The 22203-nt window shown below is 74.2% G+C and carries 22 protein-coding genes and 1 tRNA gene; 10 read left to right on the forward strand and 13 right to left on the reverse strand.

The window, feature by feature from the left end:
- Positions 1–93 (forward strand) — tRNA-Sec (locus ACWDD7_RS27055).
- An 83-nt stretch (positions 94–176) separates the two neighbouring features.
- Here ACWDD7_RS27055 and ACWDD7_RS27060 read toward each other — a convergent pair.
- Both ACWDD7_RS27060 and selA read right to left on the reverse strand, forming a co-directional pair.
- Positions 177–1994, reverse strand: a complete 1818-nt coding sequence (locus tag ACWDD7_RS27060) for a SelB domain-containing protein (RefSeq protein WP_450459324.1) — start codon at positions 1992–1994, stop codon at positions 177–179.
- Positions 1994–3373, reverse strand: coding sequence for an L-seryl-tRNA(Sec) selenium transferase (gene selA, locus ACWDD7_RS27065; protein WP_450459325.1), 1380 nt, complete (start codon positions 3371–3373; stop codon positions 1994–1996). The genes ACWDD7_RS27060 and selA overlap by 1 nt, the downstream gene beginning before the upstream one ends.
- Before the next feature lie 194 nt (positions 3374–3567).
- On the opposite strand from selA, the gene ACWDD7_RS27070 reads away from it, so the two are divergent.
- Entirely contained in the window at positions 3568–3774 is a 207-nt protein-coding gene (locus tag ACWDD7_RS27070) for a hypothetical protein (RefSeq protein WP_351880822.1), read from the forward strand.
- 14 nt (positions 3775–3788) lie between these two features.
- Here ACWDD7_RS27070 and ACWDD7_RS27075 read toward each other — a convergent pair whose 3' ends face one another.
- From ACWDD7_RS27075 to ACWDD7_RS27090, 4 genes are all read right to left on the reverse strand, one after another.
- Positions 3789–4829 (reverse strand): MASE1 domain-containing protein, encoded by a 1041-nt coding sequence (locus tag ACWDD7_RS27075; protein WP_450459326.1) that lies wholly within the window; start codon positions 4827–4829, stop codon positions 3789–3791.
- A 204-nt stretch (positions 4830–5033) separates the two neighbouring features.
- Positions 5034–5864, reverse strand: a complete 831-nt coding sequence (locus ACWDD7_RS27080) for a PP2C family protein-serine/threonine phosphatase (RefSeq protein WP_351880828.1) — start codon at positions 5862–5864, stop codon at positions 5034–5036.
- A 145-nt stretch (positions 5865–6009) separates the two neighbouring features.
- Positions 6010–6330 (reverse strand): hypothetical protein, encoded by a 321-nt coding sequence (locus tag ACWDD7_RS27085; protein WP_351880831.1) that lies wholly within the window; start codon positions 6328–6330, stop codon positions 6010–6012.
- 104 nt (positions 6331–6434) lie between these two features.
- Positions 6435–7643 (reverse strand): hypothetical protein, encoded by a 1209-nt coding sequence (locus ACWDD7_RS27090; protein ID WP_450459327.1) that lies wholly within the window; start codon positions 7641–7643, stop codon positions 6435–6437.
- Positions 7644–7859: 216 nt separating this feature from the next.
- Here ACWDD7_RS27090 and ACWDD7_RS27095 point away from each other — a divergent pair, with 216 nt between their 5' ends.
- The 3 genes from ACWDD7_RS27095 (at position 7860) to ACWDD7_RS27105 (ending at position 11256) form a co-directional block, all read left to right on the forward strand.
- Positions 7860–9305, forward strand: coding sequence for a glyceraldehyde-3-phosphate dehydrogenase (locus ACWDD7_RS27095; protein WP_450459328.1), 1446 nt, complete (start codon positions 7860–7862; stop codon positions 9303–9305).
- 180 nt (positions 9306–9485) lie between these two features.
- Positions 9486–10055 (forward strand): TetR/AcrR family transcriptional regulator, encoded by a 570-nt coding sequence (locus ACWDD7_RS27100; RefSeq protein WP_450459329.1) that lies wholly within the window; start codon positions 9486–9488, stop codon positions 10053–10055.
- Positions 10056–10089: 34 nt separating this feature from the next.
- A complete protein-coding gene (locus tag ACWDD7_RS27105) occupies positions 10090–11256 on the forward strand; it encodes a GDSL-type esterase/lipase family protein (protein ID WP_450459366.1) in 1167 nt (388 codons plus the stop codon).
- Here ACWDD7_RS27105 and ACWDD7_RS27110 read toward each other — a convergent pair whose 3' ends face one another.
- Both ACWDD7_RS27110 and ACWDD7_RS27115 read right to left on the reverse strand, forming a co-directional pair.
- A complete protein-coding gene (locus ACWDD7_RS27110) occupies positions 11257–11919 on the reverse strand; it encodes a class F sortase (protein ID WP_450459330.1) in 663 nt (220 codons plus the stop codon).
- A gap of 498 nt (positions 11920–12417) precedes the next feature.
- Complete coding sequence (locus ACWDD7_RS27115) at positions 12418–13023, reverse strand: hypothetical protein (RefSeq protein WP_450459331.1); 606 nt, start codon at positions 13021–13023, stop codon at positions 12418–12420.
- Positions 13024–13332: 309 nt separating this feature from the next.
- On the opposite strand from ACWDD7_RS27115, the gene ACWDD7_RS27120 reads away from it, so the two are divergent.
- The 5 genes from ACWDD7_RS27120 (at position 13333) to ACWDD7_RS27140 (ending at position 17481) form a co-directional block, all read left to right on the forward strand.
- A complete protein-coding gene (locus tag ACWDD7_RS27120) occupies positions 13333–14211 on the forward strand; it encodes an SCO6745 family protein (RefSeq protein WP_351877144.1) in 879 nt (292 codons plus the stop codon).
- A gap of 198 nt (positions 14212–14409) precedes the next feature.
- A complete protein-coding gene (locus ACWDD7_RS27125; protein ID WP_450459367.1) occupies positions 14410–15246 on the forward strand; it encodes a fructosamine kinase family protein in 837 nt (278 codons plus the stop codon).
- Positions 15247–15364: 118 nt separating this feature from the next.
- The gene (gene tgmA, locus ACWDD7_RS27130; protein ID WP_046416733.1) at positions 15365–15556 is read left to right on the forward strand and encodes a putative ATP-grasp-modified RiPP; all 192 of its coding nucleotides are present in this window, start codon (positions 15365–15367) and stop codon (positions 15554–15556) included.
- A gap of 18 nt (positions 15557–15574) precedes the next feature.
- A complete protein-coding gene (tgmB, locus tag ACWDD7_RS27135; protein WP_450459332.1) occupies positions 15575–16558 on the forward strand; it encodes an ATP-grasp ribosomal peptide maturase in 984 nt (327 codons plus the stop codon).
- Between the two features lie 35 nt (positions 16559–16593).
- Positions 16594–17481: a Gfo/Idh/MocA family protein gene (locus ACWDD7_RS27140; protein WP_450459333.1), complete on the forward strand. Its 888-nt coding sequence runs from the start codon at positions 16594–16596 to the stop codon at positions 17479–17481.
- A 46-nt stretch (positions 17482–17527) separates the two neighbouring features.
- Here the strand turns inward: ACWDD7_RS27140 and ACWDD7_RS27145 are convergent, their stop codons facing one another.
- The 5 genes from ACWDD7_RS27145 to ACWDD7_RS27165 all read right to left on the reverse strand — a co-directional run bounded on the left by ACWDD7_RS27145 (position 17528) and on the right by ACWDD7_RS27165 (position 21933).
- On the reverse strand, positions 17528–18502 hold the full coding sequence (locus ACWDD7_RS27145; RefSeq protein ID WP_450459334.1) for a class I SAM-dependent methyltransferase: 975 nt from the start codon (positions 18500–18502) through the stop codon (positions 17528–17530).
- Entirely contained in the window at positions 18481–19125 is a 645-nt protein-coding gene (locus ACWDD7_RS27150; protein ID WP_450459335.1) for a cysteine hydrolase family protein, read from the reverse strand. Before ACWDD7_RS27150 ends, ACWDD7_RS27145 begins: the two co-directional genes overlap by 22 nt.
- Positions 19122–20222, reverse strand: coding sequence for an isocitrate/isopropylmalate family dehydrogenase (locus ACWDD7_RS27155; protein ID WP_450459336.1), 1101 nt, complete (start codon positions 20220–20222; stop codon positions 19122–19124). The genes ACWDD7_RS27150 and ACWDD7_RS27155 overlap by 4 nt, the downstream gene beginning before the upstream one ends.
- Positions 20219–20755 (reverse strand): EF-hand domain-containing protein, encoded by a 537-nt coding sequence (locus ACWDD7_RS27160; RefSeq protein WP_450459337.1) that lies wholly within the window; start codon positions 20753–20755, stop codon positions 20219–20221. The genes ACWDD7_RS27155 and ACWDD7_RS27160 overlap by 4 nt, the downstream gene beginning before the upstream one ends.
- Before the next feature lie 269 nt (positions 20756–21024).
- Positions 21025–21933, reverse strand: a complete 909-nt coding sequence (locus ACWDD7_RS27165; protein WP_351877150.1) for a GNAT family N-acetyltransferase — start codon at positions 21931–21933, stop codon at positions 21025–21027.
- Positions 21934–22203: the final 270 nt, after the last annotated feature.

The raw sequence follows: 22203 nt of genomic DNA on the forward strand, positions 1-22203 counted from the left end.
GGAGGCGTGTGGGTGCCTGGTGGCCCTCCCGGTCTTCAAAACCGAGGTGCCCGAGGATCTCGGGCAGGCAGGTTCGATTCCTGTCCGCCTCCGCTCCCTGCCGGTACCGGCGGGCGTCCCGGCCAAACGCCGGCCGGGCACGTCCCCCTCGGCGCAAGCCTGTGCGGGAACCGTCCCTACTCGTCCCCGCGTGCGGTGTCCGGGCGACGCGATCGCCCGGCGCCCCCGTTCCCCGGCCCGGGTCGGCAGCGTCTGCGCCGGTCGTCCACGCGTTCCGTGCGGCCGCGGGCGTCCAGGAACTCCAGCAGGGGTACGGCCACCCGGCGCGTGGTGTCCAGGGCACGGCGGGCCTCGCTGAGGGTGAAGGGCTGGGGCAGGGTGGCGAGGACGGCGGCGGCCTCGGCGTCCGCGCCGGGCAGCAGCACGATGCCGTCGGCGATGCGCAGCAGGGCACCGGCGCTCACGGCGGCGGCCAGCGTCCGGTGGTCGAGGCCCAGTGCGGCGAGTCGTCCTGCCTCGGGCGCGCGGAACGGGGCTCGGGCCAGATCCCGGCGTACGGCGTCCACGGACGGGGGGAGTTCGGGGCGGGAGTCGCCCGACGCGTACAACCGGCCCTGTCCGCTGCGCAGTCGGGGGCACGCCTCGGCCAGCGCGTCGACGAGGGCGCGGTCGGGGAGGCCGAGCAGCCGGCGGGCGGCCTCGGTGGGCAGACCGGGCTCCAGCGGGTGGGCGCGGGCGTGCCGTGCGACCTCCGTGACCAGCCGGTCGCGCAGTTCGTGCCAGTACGCCGCGTCGGCCAGCCAGTCGCCCGCGACGGGATCGGCGGGGGCCGGGACGCCCATGGCCGTGAGGTCGGCGCGGCGGACGAGCTTGCGGCGGCGCAGTTCGGCGGCTCCGTCGGGGCGGCCGGTCAGGGCGGCGAGTTCGGCCGCGCGCGCCCGGCCCGCGCCGCGCCGGGTCAGGCGGGGTGGCCGTACGTCGAGGACGGTGGCCCCTCGGGGTGTCCGGGTGCCGCCCGGTTCGCGCAGGACCGCGCGGTCGCCGATCCGCAGGGGCAGCGGGCGGGCGAGGGTGAGCCGGGCGGTGTCGGTGCCGAGCGGACGGACGGTCACCGGGACGGCGGCGGTGCCGATGTGCAGGGTGACCCGGCGGGGCAGGTCGGCCACCGGTTCGCCGTTCACCCTGACGTCGATCACCTCGGTCTCCCGCCAGCACTCCGGGGTCAGCAGCACCTGCCCCCGGCGCAGGCCCGTGTCGCCCTGCCCGTGCACGTTGACCGCGACGCGGGCCACCCCGCTGACGGACTCCCGGTCCTCGTGCAGGCTCTGCAGCCCGCGCACCCGCAGCACCGCCGAGCCGTCCCCGGTCACCAGCCGGTCGCCGACGCGCAGGGTGCCCGCGCCGAGCGTGCCGGTCACCACGGTGCCGTGGCCGCGCACGGTGAACGCCCGGTCCAGCCACAGCCGTACGTCGGCGGCCGGGTCGGGGGCGGGCAGCTCCGCCGCCGTCCGGGCGACCGCGGCGCGCAGTTCGTCGAGTCCCGTGCCGGTCACGGCGCTCACGGCGACCGAGGCCACCTTGCCGAGGGAGGTGTCCGCCAGCCGCTCGACGGCGTCCGCGCGCACCGGTTCGGGGTCGGCGAGGTCGCCGCGGGTCACCGCGAGGACGGCGTGCCGGACGCCGAGCGCGTCGAGGACGGCCAGATGCTCCTGCGACTGGGGCTGCCAGCCCTGGTCGGCGGCGACCACGAACAGCACGGCGGGCACGGGTCCGACCCCGGCGAGCATGGTCGGCACGAAGCGTTCGTGGCCGGGCACGTCCACGAAGGCGAGGTGGTCGCCGAGCGCGTCGAGCCACGTCCACACGAAACCCAGGTCGAGGGTGAGCCCCCGGCGGCGCTCCTCCTCGTACCGGTCGGGCTCCATGCCGGTGAGCGCCCGGACCAGGGCGGACTTCCCGTGGTCGACATGGCCGGCGGTGGCGAGGACGCGCATCACACCCGCTCCTTCCCCGTGGCCGGACCGTCGCTCGTGCGCACCGAGCGCACGGCCTGCCCGAGCCGCTCGTCGTCCTCCGGCGGCACCGCGCGCAGGTCCAGCAGACAGCGGCCGGCCTCCAGGCGCCCGACGACCGCGATCCGGCCGGTGCGCAGCGCGGCGGCGTACGGCTCGGGCAGGGAGAGCGCCGCGCTGGGCAGTCCGACCCCGGGTGCCCCTCCCCCGCCGACCGTGGCGGTGCAGTCGACGGCGCGTACGTCGATCCCGTGGGCGCCCAGCTCGGCGGCGAGCCGGTCCGCGCGGGCCCGCAGCCCGGCCGGGTCGGCGGTCAGGGCCCGCGCGATGGGAGTGGGCGGTCCGGCGAGGGTGGCCTCCAGGGCCGCCAGGGTCAGCTTGTCCACGCGCAGGGCGCGGGCCAGCGGATGCCGGGCGAGGGCGCGCACGAGGTCCCGGTCGCCGAGCAGCAGCCCGCACTGGGGGCCGCCGAGCAGCTTGTCGCCGCTCGCGGTGACGAGGGCGGCGCCCGCACGCAGCTGGGTGTCGGCGTCGGGTTCCTCGGGCAGGCCCGGGTGCGGGGCGAGCAGTCCGGAGCCGATGTCCACGACGACCGGGACGCCCAGCCCCGCGAGTTCGCCGGCCTCCGCCGCACGGGTGAAGCCGGTGATGCGGAAGTTGGACGGGTGCACCTTGAGCACGAACCCGGTGTCGGGGCCGATCGCCTCGGCGTAGTCGGCGACGGTCGTACGGTTCGTCGTGCCCACCTCGCGCAGCCGCGCGCCGGTGGAGACCAGCAGGTCGGGCAGCCGGAAGCCGTCGCCGATCTCCACCATCTCACCCCGGCTGAGGACGATCTCCCGGCCGCCCGCGAGCGCGGTGGCCGCCAGGACGAGGGCGGCGGCGCCGTTGTTGACGACATGGACGTCGCCGGCGGCGGGCACCCGCGCGCGCAGGGCGGCGAGGGCGGACCGGCCCCGGCGGGCTCGTACGCCCGTGGTCAGGTCGAGTTCGACGTCCGTGGGCCCCGCGGCCTCCGCCACGGCCTGCCGGGCGGCGTCCGAGAGCGGGGCCCGGCCGAGGTTGGTGTGGAGCAGCACCCCGGTGGCGTTGATCACCGGGCGCAGGCCGCTCGCGGTGCCGGGGAGCAGGTCCAGGACGGTCTGCGGCACGCGCTCGGGGGCGACCTTCCCGTCCCTGGCCCGCTGCTGGGCCTCCCGGACGGCCCCTTTGACGACCCCGGCCCCGAGCCGGTCCACGGCTTCGGCCAACCGGGGGTCGCGCAGGAGTGCGTCGGTACGGGGGATACGGCGGCGGGCGTCGGGCGCGTGCGGGTTCGTCCCGCCGGGGGGTGCCGTACCGGTCGTAGCACCAGCCGCCATGCGTTCCGCACCCACCGCACCGCTCCCCGCGTCCGCCGGACGCGGGGTCACCCGCTGTTCCATGCCACCCTGTCCCTCCGGTCGGCCCGCGCCGCCCCTGGCGGGGTCCGTCCATCGTCTCCCAGTGCCCCGGGTCGGCCGTTCGACACGCCGGGGACGTTGCGGCGGCCGGGGGTGGGGGTACCCGGCGTCGTATGAACGAACGCGACGACCAGCGTCAGGGCCGACAGGACCAACGGACCGCGAACCGCCGGCACGAGACGGAGCGCCGACGCGCCGCCGAGTCGTCCGGCAACTCGCCGACGCCGACCCCCACACCTCGCGACATCGCCGAGCGCAGCGCCAGGAACAGGGGCTCCGAGAAGCGGGGCGGCGGCGAAGAACCGCACCGGCACCACTGACCGGCCGGTACACCTCACTGGGTGGGCCATGAGCGGCCACCGGTGTCGTCACGGCCGCCCCTCTCGTCGGGGTCCGCCTGCGGCCGGGGCACCGGGACATCGCCGGTGGTCAGGTGTTCGAGGACCTCCGCCAGTTCCTGGCAGGCCTGTTCCACCGAGCGGCGGGTGTTGCGCTGCTCGGTGATCAGGGCCGACATCAGGAGCGCGGTGAGCGCCATGGTCCCGTTGAACGCCTGGAGCTTGGTCATGATCTCGATCGGGCTCAGCCCCTGGAAGGAGCCGCTCCCGTCCGTGGCGGCGATGGTGGCCATCACGGACGTGAACAGCGCGCAGAGCACGGCGCCCGCCAGTTCGAAGCGCAGGGCCGCCCAGATGATCAGCGGATAGACCAGGAAGAGCAGGCTGATCGAACTGTAGGCGGCCACGGGGACGAGCACGCAGGCGATGACGGTGAGCGCGGTCGCCTCCTTCCACCGGCGCAGGGACAGCGGCCGGTGGATTCCGCGCAGCGACAGCAGCAGCGGGGTGACGAGCAGGACGCCCATCGCGTCCCCGACCCACCAGGCGAGCCACACCGTCCAGAAGGCGTGCGCGGCCAGCTTGTCCGTGAGCACGAGCATGCCGACGCCGACGGTCGCGCTGATCGTCATGGCGGCCAGCGCGCCCAGGAACACCAGGGCGACGCCGTCCCGGAACCGGCTGAGGTCCATGCGGAAGCGGGCCCAGTTCAGCAGGATCGCCGCGCACACGGGGGCGGCGGTGTTGCCGAACAGGATGCCGATCAGGTCGGGGCCCGGGGGCGAGATGGTCACGATGACGCCGAGTGCGCCGAGGGTGATGCCGGGCCAGCAGCCGATGCCGAGGATCAGCAGGGCGGCGACGGAGAGACCGGTCGGCGGGTAGATCGGGGTGAAGACGGCGTTCTCCACGGACAGCTCGCGCAGCAGGCCGAGCCGTCCGAAGGCGTAGTAGAGGGCCGCGACGGCCAGCACCTGGACGACGTAGCCGCCCGGCCGGCGCAGGCGCAGTTCCGCGATACCCACCACAGCAGCCATCTCACACCGCCCGGCCCGCCTCGGCGAGGCGAGGCCGCCCCGCGGCCGGCATTCCGGGGCCGGGGCCACGTCGACGACGGGGGCTGAGGGCGCGGCGGACGAGGGGCGGGTGCGGGAGCCGCGGCTGCGAGCGGGGCCCGGGCCACGAGGGAGGCCAGGAGCGCGACGGCACGGCCCGGCCGGCCGCCGTGGTCCCGTTCGGGGTTACGGCCCTGCTCCCGGTCTGTCGAGGCTCACGACCAGTACCGCCGCGTCGTCCTCGTGTCCGACGTTCTCCGCGCCCTTGATCACGGCCGCGGCCAGCGCCTGGCTTTCCAGGCCCGCGACCGCGGCTATGCCCGCGAGGTGTACGACCTGCTCCAGGCCGTCCTCGACGTCCAGCGAGGGGCCCTCCACCACGCCGTCCGTAAGCAGCACGAACACGCCGCCGGTGGTCAGCCGGTGCCGGGTGACCGGGTACTCGATGCCCCGTTGGATGCCGAGCGGCGGGCCGCCCTCGTCGTCGACGACGCCGGACTTGCCGTCCGCCGTGGCCCACACGAAGGGGATGTGACCGGCGCGGGCGCTCTCCAGCTCGCCGGTGGCCGGGTCGAGGCGCATGAAGGTGCAGGTGGCGAAGAGGTCGCTGCCGAGGGAGACCAGCAGGTCGTTGGTGCGGGCGAGCAGTTCGCCGGGCTCCCCGGTGGCGAAGGCGAGGGCGCGCAGTCCGGCCCGGACCTGGCCCATGAAGGCGGCGGCCTCGATGTTGTGCCCCTGGACGTCCCCGATGGCGAGCCCGATCCGCCCGTCGGGCAGCGGAAAGGCGTCGTACCAGTCGCCGCCCACGTTGAGGCCGTGGCAGGCGGGCGCGTAGCGGACCGCCAGGTGCAGTCCGGGGGCGGCGGGCAGGTCCCGGGGCAGCATGCCGCGTTGCAGGGCGATGGCCAGTTCGACCTGTGTGCGCTGGAGTTCCGCGCGCTCGCGCGCCTGGGCGGTGAGCGAACCGAGCCTGGCCAGTAGTTCGTCGCCGTCGTCGGTGGAGCGCTTGCGGGGCATCGGTTCACTTCCGGCGGGAGGTGCCCTCGGGACGGCCGCCTCCGAAGAACAGAGCTGACAGAGCTGACAGAGCTGCCTGAATGAGTAGCGAACACCTAGATTTTACCTAGATCGCCCGAACTCGGCGCTGCCCGGCGGGGCCGCCTCAGCCCGCCTCGGAGTCGATGCCGGTGATCACCGCGGGCCCCAGCGGGGCGCTGCGCTCGTCCAGGCCCGCGCCGCGCAGCGCGGAGTCCGCGAGCCTGCGGGCCTCCTCCTCGGCGTGCGGGCCGGTGTCGGCCTCGACGGTCAGGCGGAGGGTGAACGTGTTGTCGTCGTTGACGTTGAGCACGTCGAGGTCCTCGCTGCTGCCCATCCGGGTGCCGTGCGGGTCGGCGGGGCGCAGCGCCCGGGTCAGCCGGGTCCGGGTGTCCGCGCGGACCCCCTCGGTGAAGGTGCCGGGGACGCTGATCAGGTAGGTCGTCATGACGGTCCTTTCCTCGGGCGTCCCCTCGACTACCCCGTTTCCCGGCCTTCGCACGGGGTGTGCGCCCCGATCGTCTTCTTACGCACCACTCACCGAATCCGCGCTCACAGCGGGGAGTGGGCCACGGCCGTCACATACGCGCCGAAGAACAGCGACACGAGGGTGAGGGCGCCGTAGACGAGGACCGCCTGGACCGGTCGCACCCGCCAGGTCCGGGCGAGGGCCCGCGCCATGGGGATGAGCAGGGGGAAGGCGGGCAGCAGGAAGCGCGGTTTGGAGGAGAAGGAGCCCGAGCCGCCGACCACGAGCAGGATCAGCACCCCGGCGAAGACGACCAGGACCAGCGGGGCCCGGTCCAGGCACAGCAACGCGAACAGCAGCACCCCGGCGGCCACGACCAGCAGCGCGACCGTGTAGACGACACCGCCTCCGTGCAGCAGCAGCGCCTTGACGAACAGGGCCGCGCCCACGCCGAAGTCGTAGCGGGAACCCCAGGCGCTCTGCACCTGGAAGTAGCCGCCGAACAGGTCGCCGACCTGGGTGCCCACCCAGAGGACATAGCCGAGGAAGCCCAGCGGGGCGAGCACGGCGCCCGCCCACAGGCCCAGCGGGACCCGGCCCCGTCTGCGCCACGCCTCGTACGCGGCCGCGAGGGCGACCGCACCGGCCACCGCGAACCCGCTGGGCCGGGCCAGGCCCGCGAGCGCGGCCAGCGCCCCGGCCGCCGGCCAGCGGCCCTTGAGGACGCAGTACAGGGACCAGACGGCGAGCGCGGCGAACAGCGACTCGGTGTAGGCGATGGTCAGTTCGACGGCGTGCGGCATGACCGCCCACAGGCCGACCAGCGCGGTGGCGACACCCCGGCCGTAGAGCAGGTGTCCGATGGCGTAGACGCCGTACGCGGCCACGCCCGCCGCGAGCCAGGCGATCAGCAGCGCCGCCTGGCCCGGGGTGAACGGCAGGACGGTGGTGAGCGCTCGGATGAGCGCCGGATAGAGAGGGAAGAACGCCCAGTCGGTCTGGACGGCGCCCTGCGGGGTGATCCACATCTTGTGGCCGTAGCCCTGGGCGGCGATGTGCAGGTACCAGCCGGAGTCCCAGGAGTGGGCGAGCGTCCTGAGGAGCGGGCGCCCGCGCAGGGCGTTGGTCACGATCACCGCGAGGACCCCGGCGAGCCGGACGGCCGCGAACAGGGCGAGGGCCGGCACCGCCCCCTCGGGGACCCCGCGCCGGACGATCCGGGGCAGGCCGAAGGGGCCGACGGGGCGGGACGGGGCGGCCGGCTCGGGCCGGGGAACGGAGGAGGTGCTCACGCAGTCGACCTTGGGCACGCCGGGTAAGACGCGCAAACCACGACTCGGGTTTCTTACACACTTCCACCCTGAATCAGGAATTACACAAGAAATGGGTGCACGTCCTTTACTCCGGCAGGCCGAACGCGTCTTCGGGCACCCCCCTGCGGACCCCCTGATGAGCCCGCGTAGGGTGTGGTTATCATATGAGCGCTGCCTAGCTCGAAAGATGGACCTGTGACTGTCAACGACGACTCGTTCACCAACTGGAAGAACCGCGAGGAGATCGCGGAGTCGATGATCCCGCTCATCGGGAAGCTGCACCGCGAGCGGGACGTGACCGTCCTGCTGCACAGCCGCTCCCTGGTGAACAAGTCGGTGGTCAGCATCCTCAAGACGCACCGCTTCGCCCGGCAGATCGCCGGCGAGGAGCTGTCCGTCACCGAGACGATGCCCTTCCTGAAGGCCCTGACCGCCCTGGACCTCGGCCCCTCCCAGATCGACCTGGGCATGCTCGCCACCCTCTACCAGGCCGACGAGCGCGGCCTGAGCGTCGAGGAGTTCACCGCCGAGGCGGTCGCCGGCGCCACCGGCGCCAACAAGATCGACCGGCGCGAGCCGCGCGACGTCGTGCTGTACGGCTTCGGCCGCATCGGCCGGCTCGTGGCCCGCCTGCTGATCGAGAAGTCCGGCTCCGGCAACGGTCTGCGGCTGCGGGCCATCGTGGTGCGCGGCGGCGGCGCCCAGGACATCGTCAAGCGCGCCTCGCTGCTGCGGCGCGACTCGATCCACGGCCAGTTCCAGGGCACCATCACGGTGGACGAGGACAACAGCACCATCGTCGCCAACGGCAACGCCATCAAGGTGATCTACGCCGACGACCCGTCGCACGTGGACTACACCGAGTACGGCATCCGCGACGCCATCCTCATCGACAACACCGGCAAGTGGCGCGACCGCGAGGGCCTGTCCAAGCACCTGCGCCCCGGCATCGAGAAGGTCGTGCTGACCGCGCCCGGCAAGGGCGACGTCCCGAACATCGTGCACGGCGTCAACCACGACACGATCAAGCCGGACGAGCAGATCCTGTCCTGTGCCTCCTGCACCACCAACGCGATCGTCCCGCCGCTGAAGGCCATGGACGACGAGTACGGCGTGCTGCGCGGCCACGTGGAGACGGTCCACTCGTTCACCAACGACCAGAACCTGCTGGACAACTACCACAAGGCCGAGCGCCGCGGCCGGTCCGCGCCGCTGAACATGGTGATCACCGAGACCGGTGCCGCCTCCGCCGTGGCGAAGGCGCTGCCCGACCTCAAGGCGAAGATCTCCGGCAGCTCGATCCGCGTCCCCGTGCCGGACGTCTCGATCGCGATCCTCAACCTCCAGCTGGCCCGCGAGGCCACGCGCGAGGAGGTGCACGACTACCTGCGCGACGTCTCGCTGACCTCGCCGCTCAAGCGCCAGATCGACTTCACCACGGCGCCCGACGCGGTCTCCAGCGACTTCATCGGCTCGCGCCACGCCTCGATCGTGGACGCCGGCGCGCTGAAGGTCGACGGCGACAACGCGATCCTCTACCTCTGGTACGACAACGAGTTCGGCTACTCGTGCCAGGTCGTCCGGGTCGTGCAGCACGTGTCCGGCGTGGAGTACCCGACGTACCCGGCGACGGCGGTCTGACGGGCCCGGCCTCGCCACACCCCGCCCCGGCGCCTCAGCGGCCGCCGACCGGAGTTTCCGGTCGGCGGCCGTTCGCGTTCCCCGAAGGGACCGGAGTCCTCCGCCCGCTGAGCGGTTTGCCAGTTTGCCTAAAGGTTTTAGGGAACTGCATAATCACCGAAGGCAAAAGGGAGGAAGCCGATGGTGCGTGTCGGTCTGACCACCGAGCGGCTGGTCCGCGCGGGCGCGGAGCTGGCCGACGAGGTGGGCTTCGAGCAGGTGACGGTGTCGGCGCTGGCCCGGCGGTTCGACGTCAAGGTGGCGAGCCTGTACTCGCACCTGCGGAACTCCCAGGACCTCAAGACGCGGATCGCGCTGCTCGCCCTGGAGGAGCTGGCCGACCGCGCCGCCGAGGCGCTCGCCGGGCGGGCCGGCAAGGACGCGCTCGGCGCCTTCGCGGACGTCTACCGCGACTACGCCCTCGCCCACCCCGGCCGCTACACCGCCGCCCGGTACCCCCTGGCCCCCGAGACGGCCGCCGCGAGCGCGGGCCCCCGGCACGCCCAGCTGACCCGGGCGATCCTGCGCGGCTACGACCTGCCCGAACCCGAGCAGACCCACGCGGTGCGCCTGCTGGGCAGCGTCTTCCACGGCTACGTCAGCCTGGAGTCGGCCGGCGGATTCGCGCACAGCGCCCCCGACTCCCGCGAGTCCTGGACGCGGATCGTGGACGCCCTGGACTCCCTGCTGCGCGACTGGCCCGCCCGCTGAGCCGACCTCTCCACACGAAACACAGGCCGACATGATGCACACCACCGCCCTCACCGCCGACCTCGTACGCGGCGCCCTCGACCTTGAGCGCACCGCGCGGGGGCTGCTCCCGCACCGGCTGCCCGCCCGTGCCCGCGCCCAGTGCGCCGACCCGCAGCTGGCCCTGGCCGAGTCCCAGCCCGCGGGCGTACGGCTGGTGTTCCGCACCCGCGCCACCACCGTCGAGCTGGACACCCTGCCGACCAAGCGGGTCTACGTCGGCGCACCCCCGCGCCCCGACGGTGTCTACGACCTGCTGGTCGACGGACGCCCGGCGGGCAGCGGCACCGCGACCGGCGGCCACACCCTCACCATCGACATGACCACGGGCGGCGCGGAGCACACACCGGGCCCGGTCGCCACCGTACGGTTCACCGGGCTGCCGGACACACCCAAGGACGTGGAGATCTGGCTGCCGCACAACGAGACCACGGAGCTGGTGGCGCTGCGCACCGACGCCTCGGTGGAGGCCGTGGCGGACCGGGGCCGCAAGGTGTGGCTGCACCACGGCAGTTCGATCAGCCACGGCTCCGACGCAGCGAGCCCCACCACCACCTGGCCGGCGCTCGCCGCGTCCCTCGGCGGGGCGGAGCTGATCAACCTGGGCCTCGGCGGCAGCGCGCTGCTCGACCCGTTCACGGCGCGGGCGCTGCGCGACACCCCGGCCGACCTGATCAGCGTCAAGCTCGGCATCAACGTGGTCAACAGCGACCTGATGCGGCTGCGCGCCTTCGGCCCCGCGGTGCACGGCTTCCTGGACACCATCCGTGAGGGCCACCCGGACACCCCGCTGCTCGTCGTCTCGCCGATCCTGTGCCCGATGCACGAGGACACACCGGGCCCCACCGCCTGGGACCTCGGCGCGCTGAGCGAGGGGCGGCTCGCCTTCCGGGCCGCCGGGGACCCGGCGGAGACGGCGGCCGGGAAACTCACGCTCGGCGTCATCCGGGCGGAGCTGGAGCGCGTCGTGCGCGAGCGGGCGGCCGGGGACGACCGGCTGTTCCACATCGACGGCCGCGAGCTGTACGGCGACGCCGACTTCGCCGAACTGCCGCTGCCCGACGGCCTCCACCCGGACCCGGCCGCGCACCGCAGGATCGGCGAGCGGTTCGCGGAGCTGGCGTTCGGCGCGGGCGGCGCCTTCGCGGCCGGGCGGGGCTGATCACACGAGGTGGGCGAAGACCACCAGGTTGTCCGTGTAGTCCTTCGCCGTGCGGTCGTAGTCGCCCGCGCAGGTGATGAGCCGCACCTCGGGGCGCGCGGCGTCGGCGTAGACCCGGTCGCTCGGGAAGTCGTCCTTGGCGAACGTCTCGGAGCTGTCCACCACGAAGTTCGCGGTACGTCCGTCGGCGCGTTCCACGGAGAACCGGTCGCCGGTGTCCAGGTCGTCGAGGTTGACGAAGACGGCCGCGGAGACCTTGGTGTCCACGTGTCCGGCGATGATCGCGGTGCCCTTCTCGCCGGGTGCGGCGCCCTTCGCGTACCAGCCGACGAGATTGGTGTTCGCCGCGGGCGGGGGGTCGAGTTGCCCCGAGGGGTCGAGCGTCAGCTGGGTGAAGGGGGCGTCGACGCCGATCTTCGGGATGACCAGCCGGGTCGGCTCGGACCGGGGCAGCGCGGCGCCCGCGGGTGACTGCCCGGTGGAGCTGGCCCCGGAGGCCGGGGTCGACCGGGGCGCCGGGAACGACCCGTGATGCCCGCCGAACACGCTGACGGTGAGAAAGAGGATCGCCACCCCCCAGAGCACCAGCCGCCCACCACGACCGGCACCTCCCACGTCCGGCTCCGGTTCGGGGGACTGCGAGGAGGACGAATCCGCCGCCATCAAAGACCACCTCACTCGGACACGGCAGCACGGGGATGGAGTAGGGGACGGGGGCGGGTCGGGATCGGGGGCGCATCCCGGCCCGTGGGAGATCGGCTCACTCGGTCCGGCCGGCGGAGGCCGGGCGGCCGGTGCGGAGGAACGGGAAGCGGCGCGCGGGTCCGGCCGTGCAGCCCGTGAGAACCGGCGCACGGGGCCAGGGGCGGGGAACCCACGCACCGGGACCGGCCCGCGGAGAACGGGTGCGGCGCGCGGGGACCGGCCTCCGGAGGACGGGAATCTGATGCGGGCGACCCGAGGCCGCGTCAACCGGCCCTCGTGGCGCCGGAGGTCCGTACGGGACCACCAGCCCCCGAAGCACGGAAAGGCCGGCCGCGGCGACACGCGGCAGGCCGGCACCCGGCCCGCGGGCGACAGGCCGCCGGCGCTCACCCGCCCGCCCCGCGAGGGCCGCGCGCCGCCGGCGCACTGCCGCGCCGACGACGTCCGTAGCCCCGGTCAGGACGCCGGTTGCGCGGCCTTCTTGCGGCGCAGGGCGTACATGGCCGCCGCGCCCACGCCGAGCACCGCGAGGCCGCCCGTGGTGACGCCGGGGTCGGCGAGCGCGCCGCCGCCGGTGTGCATGCCGCCGCGCGGCTTGCCTCCGCCGCCGTCCGAGCCGCCGCCCCAGTCGTCGCCGCCGTCGTCACCGCCCTTGCTCCGGCCGCCACCGCTGTCGTCGCCGCCGTCGTCACCGCCCTTGCTCCGGCCACCGCCGCCACCGCCACCGCCACCGCCGTCGCTCCCCTTGTCCTCCTTGTAGGACTCGGGGTCGAACCGGATGTCTCCGCCGCTGTCGGAGTGCAGGACGGTGGCGAGCGCTCCGCCACCCGTGTGCATTCCGCCGCGGGGCCGGTCGTGTCCGCGGTCGTTGTCGCCTCCGCTGCCGTTGTCTTGGTCCCGGTCGGAGCCCTTGTCGCGGTCACCGCCGGAGTCACTGCTGTGCGAGGAGTCGCCACGGCCCGAGTCGTGCCCGGCCGGGACCGCGAACGCGGCGCCGGGCGTGGCGAAGGCCAGGGCGGCCGCGGCGGCTGCCGTGGCCAGGAGGGTGCGGGCAGAACGCATCGTGTTGTCCTTCCGCCGTGACCGGGCAGCGGACGCCTCATCAGCTGGATGGACCCGGTCTCGACATGAACCACCGTCAGCGAGGCTCGCGGCTCCCACCATCCGGGCCGCCCAGCCGTGTCACCGGCCCACCCGTCTGCCCCAGTGCGCCCGGCCCGCCGCCCCTCGTCCGGGCCAATCGGACCGCCGCCGAGCCGCCGGTGAGACGTTCGCCACCCACCCTTGTTATGACAGCGGTCATAGCGCAGTCTTGTGCCGGACGGTACGACGGCACACGGCCGGCGACGGCCGAGGCGGTGGGAGGCGGCAGTGGCGGACGGGATGGCGCGGGCCCTGTGGGAGCGCTACGAACCAGTGCACGACCTGGTGTACTTCGCACCACGGGCGCACCGCGCGGCGGAGGCGCTCGGCCTGCACGGCTTCTGGATGGGCTACTTCGCGCTGCGGGCCGCCCCGCTCGGCGCGGTCTCCCCCGCCGTCGTGACGAGCTGTTTCTACGTCTTCCACCCCGCCCGCGTGGCCAGGGCGCTGCCGGACGCCTGGGGGTGCGCCGCCCCGGCGCGGGTGCTCGCGGCCCGCGAGGACGCCATGGACGCGGCGATGACCGAGCTGTTCGGACCGGAGGTCACCGGTTCCGCCGAGTTCACCGAGGCCGCCGACCTCGCCTGGCGGGCCGCGGCGGCCGCGGAGACCGCGGGCCGGGTGCTGGCCGCGGCCAACCAGGCGCTGGAACGCCCGGAACGGCCCGCGGCGCGGCTGTGGCAGGCGCTGACGACCCTGCGCGAGCACCGGGGCGACGGCCATATGGCGGTGCTGGTCGGCCAGGGGCTCGGGCCGGCCGAGGCCATGCTGCTCAAGGCGGCCGCCGGGGAGTCGGACGAGCAGTTCCTGCGCGAGACGCGCAAGTGGGAGCAGAGCGAGTGGACGGCGGCCAAGACCCGGCTGCGGGAGCGCGGGCTGCTCGCCGAGGACGGCTCGCTCACCGGGGCCGGGAGGGCGGTGCGCGCGGAGGTCGAGGCGCTGACCGACGCGGCGGCCGAAAGCCCCTGGACCGCCCTCGGCCCGGACCGCACCGCCCGGCTGGCCGCTTTGCTGGATCCGCTGGCCCGCGCGGTGGAGGAGTCGGGTCTGCTGCCGCCCGGCAACCCGGTGGGGGTGCCCTCGCGTTCGACCCCGGTCGGCGGCTGACGGTACGGCACACGCCTCGTGTGGCCACTTCGCACCACTCGCGCCGCCCGCGCGGTACCGGCGTGGTACCGGCGCGGGCGGACGGCGGCGCCGATCGGCCGAAAAGCGTCGTAGCGACGGTCGAAGTACCCCCTCCTGACCTGGGGTTGCGCGCCGTACCCTGAAGCCGTGGTCACGCGAGACGAGGATCCTGGACAGGTGGCGTCCCGGCTCACCGGGCGCCCGGTCGGTGTGGCGCGGGGGGCGTCCGGGTCGCCCGCGGAAGTGCTGCTGGACGACGGCACACCGGTGATGGTCAAGCGCGGCGACGCCCCCGGGGCGGTGCGCGCGGAGGTGGCGGGGCTGCGCTGGCTGGCCGCGGCCGGTGCCGTGCGACTGCCGGCCGTGCTCGGGCACGACGAGCACTGGATGGTCACCGAGCGGGTGGCGACCGGTCGTCCCGACGCGGAGGCGGCGCTCCGTTTCGGTCATGCACTGGCGGCCCTCCACGCGTCCGGCGCTCCCGGCTTCGGGGCGGCGCCGCCCGGCGGGCCCGAGGAGGCGTACATCGGCCGCGCGCCCATGCGCAATGTGCGGGGCGCCCGGTGGCCGGACTGGTACGCCGAACACCGTGTGCTCCCGTATGTGCGCGGCGCGGTCGAGCGCGGCACGCTGCGGCCGGACGAGGCGGCGGTGTTCGAGCGGGTCTGTGCGCGGCTGCCGGACCTGGCGGGGCCCGCGGAGCCGCCCGCCCGGCTGCACGGCGATCTGTGGAACGGCAATGTGCTGTGGGGCGCCGACGGCGAGGTGCGGCTCATCGACCCCGCCGCGCACGGAGGGCACCGCGAGACCGATCTGGCGATGCTTCAGCTCTTCGGCTGCCCCTGTCTCGAACACGTCCTCGCGGGGTACCAGGAGGCGGCACCGCTCACCGACGGCTGGCGCGAACGCGTCGGCGTGCACCAACTCTTCCCGCTTCTCGTGCACGCGGTGCTGTTCGGACGCGGGTACGCGGAACAGGCGCTGACGGTGGCGCGCGGGGCACTCGCGGCGTGAGAACGGCGCTCGGCGGAACGGCGGAAGGTCCCCGTCCGCGCCATCGTCACGCAGCGTAAGGAAACCAATCATCCGTTCGATTCGTATAAGGACGTGAAAGCCGAACCAGGGAGAGACCATGCAACCGTTCACGCTCAACTACGCGCGCCCGGCTGTGCAGTTGGAAGTCACCGTTCCGTACGCCTACGACTCCGGACTGCAGTTGAACGTCCTCCCGGACGGGCGGATCGCCGCGACGGACCACGCGACCCTGCGCGCGCTGGGAACCACGACCTCGACCGCCGGTTCCAAGACGCACTTCGATGACTGAGCCACGGACCCGCAGACGATGACCGTGCTCATCCTGACCAGTGAAGAAGACGTGACGGCGGACATGGTGGTCCTCCGCCTCGGTGAGGCCGGGGTGCCCGTCGTCCGGCTCGATCCCGCCGACCTGACCGACGGGGTCGCACTGTCGGGCGAGTACGCGCTGGGCGACCGCCACGGACACCTGTCCGTCGGCGGGCGCCTGGTGGACATGGACGGCCTGCGCTCCATCTGGGTGCGCCGCCCCGGAAGGGCGGCCGCCCGCGCCGCCCAGCCGTCTGCCTGGCTGACCGAGGAGTCCGCGCAGGCGCTGTACGGCATGCTCCGCTGGACCGACGCACGCTGGATGAACCACCCGGACGCCGCCCGCCGCGCCCGGTACAAGCCCTGGCAGCTGCACCACGCCCAGCGCAGCGGGCTCGCGGTGCCGGCCACGCTGATCACCACGTTCCCGCAGGCGGCGCGGGAGTTCGCGGCGCGCTACCGGGATCTGGTGGTCAAGCCGGTCTCCGGCGCGCATCCCCAGGAGCCGCCGCGGGCGGTGCCGACCAGCCGGGTCGCGCCGGACGCGGACTTCACGGCGGTCGCCTTCGGCCCGACGCTGCTGCAACAACACGTCCCCAAACGGGCCGACATCCGGCTCACCGCCGTCGGCGACACCCTGCTGGCGGCCCGCAAGCCGGTCGATCCGGACGCCCATCCCGACGACGTGGACATCCGGTTCGCCCCGTCCGTGTCGCCGTGGCTGCCCGTGGAGGTGCTCCCGCGGGTCGCCGACGGGGTCCTGCGCTACCTTCGGGGCGCCGAACTGGCCTATGGCGCGTTCGACTTCGCGGAGGACGCGGACGGCGTCTGGTGGTTCCTGGAGTGCAACCAGTCCGGTCAGTTCGGCTTCGTCGAGATGGACACGGGCCAGCCGATCGCCGCCACTATCGCCCAATGGCTCGCGGCGGACGGGGTTTCGCAAGACGGGTGTGCGAACACAGCGCCGGGCGCAGGCTGTTGAGGACGCGGGGAACGGTTCGGAGAGAGGAACGACACATGCGCATCGGACTGCTGGGCACGGGTCCCTGGGCCCGGGCGGCCTACGCCCCCGCCCTCGCCGGGCACCCCGGCCTGGAGTTCGCCGGGGTGTGGGGCCGCCGCCCCGAGGCGGCCGGCTCGCTCGCACAGCGGTACGACGTCACGCCGTACGCCGACGTGGACGCGCTGCTGGCCGACGTGGACGCGGTCGCCGTCGCCCTGCCGCCTTCCGTGCAGGCCCCGTTGGCGGTGCGGGCCGCCGAGGCCGGGCGGCATCTGCTCCTCGACAAGCCGCTCGCGCTGTCGGTCGCCGACGCGCGGGCCGTGGCCGAGGCGGTGGAGCGGGCGGGGGTGGCGTCGGTGGTGTTCTTCACCACGCGCTTCCAGAAGGAGCCGGAGGCCTGGATCGAGGAACAGGCCGCCGCGGCGGGCTGGTTCACGGCGCGGGCGCAGTGGCTGGGAGCGGTGTTCACGACCGACAGCCCCTTCGCGGCGTCGCCGTGGCGCCGGGAGAAGGGCGCGCTGTGGGACGTGGGCCCGCACACGCTGTCGGTGCTGCTGCCGGTCCTCGGCGACGTCACCCAGGTGGTGGCGGCGGCCCACGGTCCGGGCGACACCGTGCACCTGGTCCTCGACCACACCACCGGGGCCTCCAGTACCGTCACCCTCAGCCAGACGGTTCCGCCCGCGGCCGCCGGCACCGAGTACGAACTCCGCGGCGACTCCGGCGTCACCGTCATGCCGTCCCCCTCCGAAGACGCCGTCACCGCCCTCACCCGAGCCGCCGACACCCTCCTGACCGCCGCCGCGACCGGCCGCCCCCACCCCTGCGACGCGGCCTTCGGCCTCCGGGTCACGGAGATCCTGGCGGCGGCGGAGACACGGCTGACGGCGGACGCGGAGTAGGCCCTCGGCCCGGCCCGTCGAGGCAGAGGGGGCCGGACCGAGGGAGTCACGGGACAGGGGGCTCGCCGGGCCCGCTCCGGTCCGAAGCCGGTTCTGCCGCCCGAGGCGTCGCAACCGGCGCCTGCGCATCCCTCGACGCCGCCGCGAAGATCCAGCGGTTGGCCGCCAGGGCGTCGTTCGGTTCGGGCAGGGGGCCGCGGCCGTGGCGGCGGGTGAAGTCGTACGGGGTGCGGATCGTCACCGTCCAGCCGTGGGAGGCGAGGTCCGCGGCCGAGTCCGGGCGGGGCCCGGTGGCGAAGAGGGCGAGGAGGTCGATGCCGATGCGCCGGCGGGCGGTGGTGTAGACGGGGCTGGACCTCACCCGGGGGGACTCGATGAGGTCCTTGATCTCGTAGGCCAGGGTGCTGTCCGCCGCGCTGAGCCGGTCGATCGTCGCGACGAGGCGCCGTTCGGCCGGTGCCGGCAGGTAGAGCAGCAGGCCCTCGGCCAGCCACGCGGTGGGCGCCGCGGGGTCGAAGCCCGCGGACAGCAGCGCGTCGGCCCAGTCGTCGCGGAGGTCGGCCGCGAGGGTCCGGCGCTCGGCCACCGGGGTGGCCCGGAGCCGGTCGAGGACCGTCTGTTTGAAGGCCAGCACCCCCGCCGTGTCCACCTCGTACACCACACATCCCTGCGGCCAGTCGAGCCGGTAGGCCCGGCAGTCCAGGCCCGCGCCCAGCAGCACCACCTGACGGGCACCCAGGTGCGCCGAACGGAGCAGATGGTCGTCCAGGACGCGGGTGCGCAGGGCGAAGTACCGGCCGAGCCTCCCCCACAGCGGGTCGGCGTCCCCGTCGGGCACCTGGGTCGGGCGGACCGGCCAGCCCGCCGAGGCCGCCGCCGCGCGCACGAAGTGCTCGGCGAACGGGTCCCGGGCCAGCGCGTCGGGGCGATGTGTCTCGATCGCGCGGGCCGCGGCCACCAGCAGGGCGGTCCGGCCCACCCCCCGCGCCACCTCGTCGGTCAGCCCGGCGGCCGTGCGCACGGCACCTCCTCGGGCCGCGGGACGGGCGCGGTCCAGGCCGCCGGGTCGGCCGCGGTCGTGGTCCGGGCGCCGTAAACCACGCGCATGAACCGCAGGACGTCGTCGTACGGCAGGTGCAGGGCGGCGGTGCAGTCCGTCAGGACCGTCACCTGGAATCCCTTCTGGAACGCCGTGCGAGCGGTGGTGTCCACGCACACGTCCGCGTACACCCCGGCGAGGACCAGGTGCCCGACGCCGCGCGCGCCGAGATGCTCCTCGAAGCCCTCGCCGAGGAACGCGTCGAAACGGGCGCGCTTGGTGAAGACGCGCTCGCCCGGCGCCGGGGCGACCCGGTGGAACTCCGCGCCCCAGGAGCCCTCCAGGCACTTCGGCCGCTTGCCGAGGGCGCGGTCCCGCAACCGCCAGGCGGCGCCCTGGTGTTCGGGGTCGCCGGTGAACCGTACGAAGATCACCTCCACGTCGCGCGCCCGTGCCGCGGCCACCGCCCGGACGGTGCCCGCGACGGCCGCGTCCAGGACGGTGGGGTCGCCGCCGAAGCGGCTCAGGGCCGCCGGGCCGGTGCAGAAGTCGTTCTGCACGTCCACGACGACCAGGGCCGTCCGCTCCCCCGCCGCTGCGGTCATGACCCACCGGCCAGGGCGGTGTCCGCCGGTGTCCCGCCGGGCCCGGGCGCGTCGAGGATGCCCAGCAGGGCGTCTGTCACGGCGGTGGTGGAGTGCCGCCCGCCGAGGTCGGGCGTGGACATGCCCCGCTCGTCCAGGATGCGCAGCGCCTTCTCCACGGCCTCCACCGCGCCGGCGCGCCCGGCGTGCCGTTCCGCGACGCGCGCGGCCGCGCGGATCGTCGCCACCGGGTTGACGAGGTCCCGCCCGGCGAGGTCGTCGGCGGAGCCGTGCACCGTCTGGTACTCGGTGAGACCCGCGAGCGCGGGATCGAGGAAGACGTTCTCGGTGCAGCGGTTCTCCTGCCGGTCGGAGCCGAACCGGTCGAGCAGCATGACGTGCATGATGTCGGCCCATTCGTTCCCGGCGATCATGAGCGTGCGGTCGGGCAGGCCGTGGGTGACGAGGTCGCGGTTGACCGTGTCCGGCTGGAACAGGCCGATCTCCACGCCGAGTCGGGCCGCGAGGTCGGCCACCCAGGCGTCGAGCGCCCCGTCCAGCAGATGGAACTTGTACGCCATGACCACGCGGCCGATCCGCCCGTCCGGCCACTCCTGCCGGGCCCGGTGTACGGCGTAGCGGACCACGGCCCCGGTGATCTCCCGGCCGAAGGTCATGGTGCGGGTGACCTCGCCGGGCGTGTGCCGGTTCTCGCCGGTGTAGAAGCCCTGGGCCTGGTCCCGCACCAGCAGCAGGGAGCGTCCGTCCGCGCCCAGCAGATCCACCTTGACGGCGCGCAGCCGCTCGCGGACGAGGTACAGCGACTGCGCGTTGACGGCCGTACGGAAGATCGCCGTCGTGCCCCGCTCGGCGCGGGTGCGGCAGAACCGCTCGTAGTGGTCGGCGTCCGCGGCGGTCAGGTCGCGGATCCGGGCGATGTCCCGTTCGGCGCGCAGCGAGACGTAGGAGTGGTAGAGCCGTGGGGAGCGCTCGACCGTCACGCCGGGGTGGCCGGTGGTCAGCGCGCCGAGCACCCGCTCGAAGACGTCCGCGAGTTCGGGTCCGGTGCCCCGGCCCACGGCCAGTCCGATGACGGGGGCGGCTGGCTCGTGGGTCACCGGGTGGCGCCCGTGGTGAGGTGGTCGCCGGGGATGCCGGACTTCTCGGGGCGGTAGTAGTCACGGATGCCGTCGGCCCACGTGACCACGGGGACGCGGTCGCCGTGGACCGGCTCGAAGGCGTCGAACAGGGCCTCGATGTTGGGGCGTCGGAATCCGATGGCCGTCATCAGGGCGATGAAGTGGGGGCGTTCGACATAGCCGTCGCCGTCCGGGTCGCCCAGCGCGGCGAGGGCCTCGGCGAACTCGTCGACGGTGACGTCGAACCGCTGGGGGTCCAGCACGATGGCGTTGAACTCCTCGGGGCTGACCTGCCCGTCGCCGTCGGCGTCCAGCTCGGTGCGCAGGGTGTCCCAGTAACCCTGGAAGGCCTTGAGCATCCTGTGCTTCGCGCCGTCCCCGGCCTCGGGTACGGCCTCCACCACCCGCCTGCCCATCAGCTCGAAGTCCCCGGGGTCCAGCACGCCGTTGCCGTTGGCGTCGAACAGGGAGAAGACGAGCTCGACACGGTTGTTCGCCTCGGTGGTGGCCATGGTGTGTTCCCCTCCGGTCATGCGGTTCGCCAGAACACCACCGGGTCCCGGGCCCGGCGGCGGCTCCACTATCGGCTCGCCGCCCGCACCAGGAGAGGAAAAGGCGGCCAGGTGCCCCCGAAGGGGGGAATTCCCCCATCGCGGGCATGAAGCCCCCGCTCCTGGAAAGCGCCCTGCAGCGGGACTCCGTCGTACGGTGCCCCGCGCCTGACCGGTGAACCCCCTGGCCCCTCCCCCGCTCCTCGGCCGATCACCGCTCCGTCAGCAGGTCACCCGGCGCCGACAGCGCCCTCCGCCCAGAAGTTCAGCCGCTCCCGTACGACGGGATACCCCGCCGTGGTGAAGTGCGCGGCCATCGGGAAGTTGGACTGGTCGGTGGCGGCGGCGACGAACTCGGCGCCCTCGCGGGACAGGAAGTGGGTGCACTCGGCGAGGAGGTCGTAGGCGTAGCCGTGGCCGCGGTGCTCGGGGACGACGCCGATGAAGCCGACGCAGGGGCCCGAGGGGTTGCGGGCGGGGATGTGGATGCCGACCGGGTCGCCGGCGCGGGTGCGGGCGATCTGCCACCAGGAGCGCGGCGACGGCATCCAGTGGAAGATGTCCAGCTCCTGCTGGGCGGCCTGCTCGACCCCGCCCTCCGCGATGGCCCGGCGGGCGTGCGCGTCGAGGGTGACGGAGTGGATGCGGCGCAGGAGGCCGAGGAAGACCGCGTCGTCCGGTTCCGGGGTGAAGACGAGGCGGCCGGGACGTTCGGGTAGGCCGTGCTGCGGGGTCCAGCGGTAGAGGAAGCGCTCCACCAGCGGCGTGTAACCGGCCATGCGCGCGGCCGCGGTGCGGCTCTCGGCGGCGGCCCGCAGCCGTGGGTCGTCGCGCCAGCCGCCGGGCATGTCCAGTTCGAGCTCGTCGGGACGCCAGGGCGCGGTCCGCAGGAGTTCGGCGCCCGCCGCCTCCTCGCCCTCGGCGACGTCCAGCCAGTTGACCAGCAGCGGCTCGGTGTCCTCGGCGCGGCCCCACCAGGCGGCGCGGGCCACGGTACGGCCGTCGCGCAGCGCGATGCGCCGCCACTCGGGGCGGAAGGTCACCCGTCGGTGCCGCTCGGCGAAGGCCAGCGGGTCGGGCATGGTGTCGAACAGGTGCGCACTGCTCGCGTCGAGCGTGCGCATGACCAGATCGGTCAAGGATTCCTCCGGGATACGTGCCGCGAACGACCTCGCGGCGGGACGCGCTCCCGGTCAGGCCTGGCACACCCGGGCGACGGGGAGGGGGGAGCGCATGATGACCGTGGCCATGACTCTCGCCTCCTTCGTCCGTCTCGGGCGTGCGGCCACACGCTAGCCGGGCCGCCGAACCGGCGTCCACCGGTTTTCCGTGCCGTCCCGGTGAGCAGCGCCGGGACGGCGGGACGCGACCGACGGGCCCTCCTCCCGGTCGCGGCGTAGCGTGGGCAT

It is taken from the genome of Streptomyces sp. NPDC001056 (genome assembly GCF_053598955.1).